The organism is Mycobacterium sp. TH-M25 (assembly GCF_057473665.1).
Genome location: NZ_JBYCLA010000550.1, coordinates 1 through 7,168, shown reverse-complemented (window position 1 = coordinate 7,168; position 7,168 = coordinate 1). Strand labels below are relative to the sequence as shown.

Here is a 7,168-nt window from a genome sequence, read left to right as displayed (position 1 = left end):
CGGCCACCCGATGGGTGTGGTTGCCCGGTGCCGACGGCCCGGACCTGTCGGGCGTCGCCGACGCGATGAGTCAACTGCCTGGCGTGCGAATCGCCCTCGGGCCCACCACAGCCGGAATCGAGGGCTTCCGGCGCAGCCATTTCGACGCGATCACCACTCAGCGCATGGTGGTGCGGATGGGGTCGACCCAGCGGGTCGTTCGCTTCACCGACGTCGAACTCATCGCGTTGATCACCGCAGATCCTGAGCGGTCGGACCGCTTCATCGCACACACCCTGGGCGATTTCGAGTCGGCGGACGCCGAACTCCACACCAGCGTCCTCACCTTCGTCCATGAGCGGTGCAACGCCTCGCGAGCAGCCGCGCGATTGTTCACACACCGAAACACCCTGTTGCGCAGACTCAGTCGTGCCGACGAACTGCTGCCGCAACCGCTGGAACAGTCCAGCGTGCATGTCGCGGTGGCATTGGAGGCGTTGCGCTGGCGCGGCGCCACCCGTGCGCAGGCCGTGGGCAATTGAGCAGAGCCACCGCGCTCGCGCTCACCTCCGGACCGGAGGCAACACCCGCACCTGCGGGTGTGCTCGCGCAAGCGAGAAGACCCGATAGCGCGCAAGCGGCATAGGGAATCCCGCGATCTTCAGTCGCGGGAGAAGGTCGAGGTACGCAACTACAGCCGCGTGATCACCCCCCCAGAACTCAGCGCCCCCACACGTCGACCGATCAGCGTGTCCACGCTGGCCTTGCCGGCGCCGACACACAGTAGCCACAGCAGCAGCCCGACCAGCAGCCACTCCGGGGAATAGAACAGATTGCTCAGAAAATGCCACAGCTCCGGATACTTCTGCGCCAGGTCCGGGCCGATGTCGGTGATCAGCGCGCCGACCATATCCCCGGCGAGTACCAGCGCTACCAGCCGCGTGGCAAGGCCCAGCATCAGCGCCGCACCACCGACGAGTTCCACCACTGCCGTGACCGGGGCGAGCAACTGCGCGGCGGGGATGCCTAGGCCGGCAAACATCGTGGTGAACTTGCCGAGGTCGCCGAGTTTGTCCACGGCGCCGCTGAAGAACATGAATCCAACGGTGAGCCGCAGAACCACATTCGGCAGCCACCCCAGATTGTTCAGTGCGTCGGTCATACGCCGGTACGACGGGTGGAAACGGGCGACCAGACGTTCACCGGCGGACAGCGGGTGTGTCATGTTTCCTCCGTGCTCATCAGGGTGTATCCGGTGCGGCCCGATGTGACGGCAATCGGTCGCCAGTCGGTGTATTCCAACACGGTATCGGGATGAATACCGCTGTCGGCGAGAATTTCTGGCGCTGCTGCCGGTGCGGGTAACGCAGTGCCCGCATCGGGAACGGCGGGCTGTTGTGGATTCGTCCGGGGAGTCGGTCGGCACCCCGGCCAGCGCAGCGGCGTTGGACACGATCTGACAACCGCTCCCGACCGCAGGCGCCCACGCGCGGTAGCATCCCGACCATGTATCCCCAGATATCCAGCGGCGCAACTATTCCGGTAGGCAGGTCGGCGTGACGCGCCGATTGGTGATCGCCGTGCTCGCTGCGGGCGCGCTCCTCCTCGCCGGGTGCGGTTCGCCACCGGCGCCGTCAGCGGCGAATAGCACCGCCTCGGGCGCCGCGACCAGAAGCGTTCCCCAACAACTGCGGTTCACCGCCAAAACTCTGGATGGAGCGGACTTTCACGGGGAAAGCCTGGTGGGTAAACCCGCGGTGCTGTGGTTTTGGACACCGTGGTGCCCGACGTGTCAGGGCGAGGCGCCGATGGTCGGCCGGGTCGCCGCAGCCCACCCGGGTGTCACCTTCGTCGGAGTCGCCGGCCAGGATCAGGTGCCGGCCATGAAGGAGTTCGTCGACAAGTACAAGCTGCAAGGGTTCCCCGAGCTGGCCGACACCGACGGGACGGTGTGGGCGAAATTCGGTGTCACCCGACAACCCGCGTTTGCGTTCATCCGACCTGACGGCAGCATCGACGTCGTCAAGGGGCTGCTGTCCGAGCCCGATCTCACTGCGAAAACCGCGAGCATATCCAGCCCGTGACCGACGCGATCGGGTTTGCCCTCGGCGCCGGGCTGGTGGCCGCGCTGAACCCGTGTGGTTTCGCGTTCCTGCCGGGCTACCTGGGTTTGGTGATCGCCGGTGGCGGCACCGAGTCGTCACAGCGGGCCGCGCTGGTCCGCGCGGGTACGGCAACGCTTGCGATGTCCGCTGGATTCGTCACCGTGTTCGGCGTCTTCGGTTTGCTGCTGTCGCCGCTGATCGCCTCAGCGCAGAAGTATCTGCCGTTCGCTACCGTTGTCATCGGAATCCTGCTGGTGACGCTGGCGGTGTGGCTGCTGGCTGGCAAGGACATCACCGTCCTTGTTCCCCGGCTATCTCATGGCGCGCCGACCGCGCAGCTGCGATCGATGTACGGCTACGGCCTGGGTTACGCGATCGCGTCGCTGTCGTGCACCATCGGACCGTTTCTTGCGATGATCAGCGTGACCTTCAACCGAGGCTCGATACTCAGTGGCATCCTGGCGTTCATCGCCTATGCGGGCGGGATGACCATCACCGTCGGGGTAGCCGCGCTGACGGTGGCCCTGGCCGGGACCGCCGCGACCGGAGCGCTTCGCCGCATCCTCCCGCACGTGGGCCGGATCGCCGGCATCGTCGTGCTGGTGACCGGACTCTACGTCACCTACTACGGCTACTACGAGATCCGCCTCTACTTCACCGATGCCAGCCCCGATGACCCCATCATCAAGGGTGTCGGGGTCGTGCAAGGCTGGCTGGCCAGCCAGGTCGACACCCTGGGCGTCATACCGTTGCTGGGGACGCTCGCGGCGATGCTCGCACTCGCGGTCGGCTGGCACCTGGTGGCGCGTCACCGAGCCCGCCACTGATCGAGCGGCGGGGATCTTCCTGTCACCGTGCGTCCCCGCCGTCCTGTCGCCGCAGATGCCGCAGATGCCGCCGCTGAACTGTGGCGTGATGCCGCGCGCCTCGTGTTGGATGACGGTATGCAACTACCGCAGCGGCTCGCCCGGTTCAACCGGCACGTGACCAACCCCATTCAGCGGATGTGGGCCGGCTGGGCCCCGTCGTTCGGCATCCTCGAGCACGTCGGCCGGCGCTCCGGCACGGCCTACCGCACCCCCCTGACGGTGTTCAACGCCCAGGTCGACGGCAAGCCCGGGGTGGCCATCCTGCTGACCTACGGCCCCGACCGCGACTGGCTCAAGAACCTCAACGCGGCCGGCGGCGGTCGGATGCGCCGCCACGGCACGACGTTCGGCGTCACAAACCCGCAGATCGTCAGCAAGGAGCAGGCCGCCACTCATGTCGGCGGCGCAGCGCATCGGGTGTTCGCGCGAATGCCGTTCGAGCAAGCGGTGCTGCTGACCAAGACCGACTAATGTGCCCGGGCCGCAGCACGTTTGGTGACGAAATACACCGCGACCGTGACGACCCAGGACAGCAGGCTCAGCCAGAACTGGGTCCGGGCGGTCGCGTCGAATGCCATCTGCACCAGCACCGCGGCGATCCCGGCGACGGTCAGGATTGACAGCACGGGAAAGAACCACATCTTGACCTGCAGCTTCTCCGGCGCGGTGCGGCGGCGCAACACGATCTGCGACAACGCAATCAGCAGGTAGACCATTAGCACGATGGCGCCCGAGGAGTTGAGCAGAAACGCGAACACGGTATCCGGCGCAACTGCGGCCATGATGACGCACAAAAACCCGACGACCGACGACGCTACGATCGCCGGATAAGGCACCCCGCGAGCACTGACTTTGAGCAGCCGGGCCGGCGCCTCGCGTTGACCGGCGAGCACGAACAGCACCCGGGACGCGGTGTAGAGGCCGGAGTTCAGGCACGACAGCACCGCGGTCAGCACCATCGCGTTCATGACATGGTCGGCGCCGGGAATCCTCATCTGCTTGAGCGCGCCGACGAATGGCGAGGCGCCGGATTGCGCGTATTTCCAAGGCATCACAACCGTCAGCAGAAACACCGAGACGACGAAGAAGATCGCGATGCGGGCGGCCACCGCGTTGGTCGCGCGCTGGACGGCACGCTTGGGATCGGGGGTTTCCGCGGCGGCGATGGTGACCACTTCGGCGCCGACCATCGAAAAGATCACCACGACGATCGCGCCGAACACCCCATGCGCTCCGTTGGGGAAGAAGCCGCCGTCGGCGTACAGGTTGGAGAAGTCCGCGCTGCGGTGGGGCCACAGTCCGCAGGCGTACATCGTGGCGAGCCCCAGGAAGAGCAGGATCGCCGCGACTTTGATTCCGGCGAACCAGAATTCGAACTCACCGTACGACGAGACCGACAACAGATTCGTCGCCGTCATCAACAACATCAGACCGAGCGACAGCAGCCACAGCGGGGCAGTGAACCAGTAGGTGATGACCTTCGCTCCGGCGACGGCCTCGAAACCGACGACGATCACCCAGTTATACCAATACAGCCAACCCACCGAGAATCCGGCCCAGCCGCCCAACGCTTCTCGCGCGTACTGCGCGAACGAGCCGGTCGTGGGATTCGCGGTCGCCATCTCCCCCAGCATGCGCATCACCAGGATGATCAGCACGCCGCACAACGCATAGGTCAGGAAGGCGGCGGGCCCGGCTTTGCCGATGACGACGCCCGATCCCACAAAGAATCCGGCGCCGATGATGCCGCCGATGGCGATCATCGTCAGCTGGCGCTGCGACAACCCGTGGCTCAGTTGCGGTGTGGCGCTCACGGGCAGGACGACCGGAATCGCACCGACATCGAACTCGGCGACGCGGGACTCATCGAGTCTGAGCCGATCCTCGGAGCCCTCCGCTAGCTGGGCCAGCGGCGCTCATGCGCTGCTGAATGCGGTGTACATCATGCGGCCGTAGAGTTCCCCCAGCTCGTCTGCACCCCAGGGGGTAGCGGTGTCCAGCAGCGAACGGACCGCGGCCTCACACGACGAGATGAAGAACTCGATCAGCACCGGCAGCTTGGCGTCGGCGTTGTCGATATGCCACCACCGCGTCAGCGCCGGGCCGATCATGACTGCGGTCATGTCGGCCATCTGGGTTCGGACTCGCGCGAAACGGCCCGCGACCGCCGGGTCGGGGCCGGCGGAGAACACCACCCGCCAGGAGTCCGGTCGTTCGGCCACGCAGCGCAACAGCGACTGGTAGCCCGCCACGAACGCCGACTGCCGCTTTTCGCCACGAGCGGCTTCCAGTGCCGCCACCAGTGCGCCGCGCAGGGCTTCCGTCTCACGCTCGAGCAGTGCGGTGATGATCTCGACCCGGTCTGCAAAGCATGCGTAGACCACCGGGCGTGTGACGTTCAGGCGATCGGCGATGGCACCGACGGTGACCTGGCCGACGCCGTGTTCGACGGTGATCGCCAGCGCCGCGTCGAGCACCTGCGGCCGGCGTCGCTCCGGGCCCAGATGGCGTGCCCTGCCGCGCGGCGGCACATCAACAGCGGCATTGGGCACGACCTCAACGCTACCACGCGATGCTTCCACTATGGAGGAAATTGCTTCATAGGTGTAGATTCCGACGGTGGCGCCGACAGCCGACACCATCGCCGCGGATCACGTCAGCGTTGCCGAAGACGGCGCCGACTGCCCGGCAGCGACATGGACGACCGGGATCGCATGCGCCGCCCGCACCTTGTCGACCGTGCCGACCCGCAGCCACGCCGCGCGAGCTTCGGTGATCACCAGCCGATCGGGCCGGAAGCGTCGCACCGCAGCGTCGAGGGCCCGCAGCGGCCGATAGTCGCCGAGTTCGCCATCGGCGTTGAGTCCGGCGCCGCGCATCGCGGTGAGAATCGCGTCGAGTCGCGCGCGGGCGGCGGTGACGGTGGCCTCGCGGACGAACACCGGGCCGGTGCGCCGGGCCTGGCCGGTGTCGACGGGGTTGACTGAAACGCAAATGAAGTACTCGGCGCACCGCTGGGCGTCGGCGCGGCGGAGCACGTCGAAAAGCTCACTCGCGGAGACGTTTTTGTCGGCCAGCACCAGCACCCGGTTGGCTGCGCCCATCGGTGGCACGGCCGGCTCGTCGCGGTCCGGTCCACGTCGCCACCGCGGCACGAAGTAGAACGCCAGGACGACCAGCCAGGAGAGTATCCCCAGCCACAATTCCATGCGGGCGCCCGCATCGAACGCCATTAGCACCAGCACGCCGACCAACGCGACCGCGGTGAGCACCGACAGCCCCGGAAAAAGCCACATCTTCACCCGCAGCCGCTCAGCCGGTGTGCGGCGGCGTAGCAGGATCTGCGACAACGCGATCACCAGATATATCGAAACTACCAGTGAGCCAGATGATTTGAGCAGGAAAGTGAACACCACCCCCGGCGCCACCCACGCCATCAGCACACAGCTGAAACCCACGATCGACGACACCAGGATCGCGGCGTAAGGCACCCCGCGGCGGCCGACTTTGATCAATGCCGTCGGGGCTTCGCCGCGGGCCGCCAGGACGTACAGCATCCGCGACGCGGTGTACAGACCCGAGTTCAGACACGACAGCACCGCTGTCAGCACCACCGCATTCATAACGTGGCCGGCACCGGGAATCCCCATGTCCGTCAACGCCGCAACGTACGGCGAGACTCCTGGACGCTCTGCGTTCCACGGGACGATGACCGCGAGCAGGAACACCGATCCCAAGTAGAAGATCACGATCCGCACGACCACAGATTTGGTCGCCCGGGCCACCGCTTGCGCGGGGTCGGCGGTCTCGGCGGCCGCGATGGTGGCAACTTCGGCGCCGACCATCATGGAGAGAACGACCGCGACCGCAGCGAAGACCGTCCCGATGCCATGGGGGAAGAAACCGCCGTGCGCCGTGAGGTTACTGAAGTCCATGCCGTGTCGCGGCCAGCAGCCCAGGACGAACATCGAGCCGAGCGCCAGAAAAGCGACGATCGCCGCGACTTTTATTCCGGCGAACCAGAATTCGAACTCACCGAAGGCCCCCACCGAGGACAGATTGGTCACCGTCATCGCCAATAGCAGAGCTCCGGACAGCAGCCACAGCGGCGCATTGATCCAATACGACAACACCAAACCGCCGGCGACGGCCTCGAACCCGACCACCACGACCCAGAAGTACCAATACAACCAGCCGACCGAGAATCCCGCCCAG

General features: G+C 66.2%; 8 protein-coding genes. 4 read left to right on the top strand and 4 right to left on the bottom strand.

Translation table 11 applies throughout. The annotated features are described in order from the left end of the window. Nucleotides 1-521: PucR family transcriptional regulator (locus AC2VOU_RS18375; protein WP_486958657.1), on the top strand; the 521-nt coding region annotated here is incomplete at its 5' end. A gap of 149 nt (nt 522-670) precedes the next feature. Here AC2VOU_RS18375 and AC2VOU_RS18370 read toward each other — a convergent pair. After that, complete coding sequence (locus AC2VOU_RS18370) at nt 671-1,204, bottom strand: DoxX family protein (RefSeq protein WP_486958656.1); 534 nt, start codon at nt 1,202-1,204, stop codon at nt 671-673. A 331-nt stretch (nt 1,205-1,535) separates the two neighbouring features. Here AC2VOU_RS18370 and AC2VOU_RS18365 point away from each other — a divergent pair, with 331 nt between their 5' ends. The 3 genes from AC2VOU_RS18365 (at nt 1,536) to AC2VOU_RS18355 (ending at nt 3,424) form a co-directional block, all read left to right on the top strand. Then, entirely contained in the window at nt 1,536-2,063 is a 528-nt protein-coding gene (locus AC2VOU_RS18365; protein WP_486958655.1) for a protein disulfide oxidoreductase, read from the top strand. Next, nucleotides 2,060-2,911: a cytochrome c biogenesis CcdA family protein gene (locus tag AC2VOU_RS18360; protein ID WP_486958654.1), complete on the top strand. Its 852-nt coding sequence runs from the start codon at nt 2,060-2,062 to the stop codon at nt 2,909-2,911. Before AC2VOU_RS18365 ends, AC2VOU_RS18360 begins: the two co-directional genes overlap by 4 nt. 117 nt (nt 2,912-3,028) lie before the next feature. Further along, nucleotides 3,029-3,424 carry a nitroreductase family deazaflavin-dependent oxidoreductase gene (locus AC2VOU_RS18355; RefSeq protein WP_486958658.1) on the top strand — a complete coding sequence of 132 codons (396 nt, stop codon included), beginning with the start codon at nt 3,029-3,031 and terminating at the stop codon, nt 3,422-3,424. Here AC2VOU_RS18355 and AC2VOU_RS18350 read toward each other — a convergent pair. From AC2VOU_RS18350 to AC2VOU_RS18340, 3 genes are all read right to left on the bottom strand, one after another. Further along, complete coding sequence (locus tag AC2VOU_RS18350) at nt 3,421-4,767, bottom strand: amino acid permease (RefSeq protein WP_486958653.1); 1,347 nt, start codon at nt 4,765-4,767, stop codon at nt 3,421-3,423. The two genes, AC2VOU_RS18355 and AC2VOU_RS18350, sit on opposite strands and share 4 nt — an antisense overlap. Nucleotides 4,768-4,869: 102 nt before the next feature. Continuing rightward, the gene (locus AC2VOU_RS18345; protein ID WP_486958652.1) at nt 4,870-5,505 is read right to left on the bottom strand and encodes a TetR/AcrR family transcriptional regulator; all 636 of its coding nucleotides are present in this window, start codon (nt 5,503-5,505) and stop codon (nt 4,870-4,872) included. A 99-nt stretch (nt 5,506-5,604) separates the two neighbouring features. Further along, nucleotides 5,605-7,168: amino acid permease (locus AC2VOU_RS18340; protein WP_486958651.1), on the bottom strand; the 1,564-nt coding region annotated here is incomplete at its 5' end.

What these genes read in the sequence shown, in the direction of transcription:
- AC2VOU_RS18370 (WP_486958656.1), bottom strand. Translation starts at nt 1,204, where the DNA reads ATGACACACCCGCTGTCCGCCGGTGAACGTCTGGTCGCCCGTTTCCAC.
- AC2VOU_RS18355 (WP_486958658.1), top strand. Translation starts at nt 3,029, where the DNA reads ATGCAACTACCGCAGCGGCTCGCCCGGTTCAACCGGCACGTGACCAAC.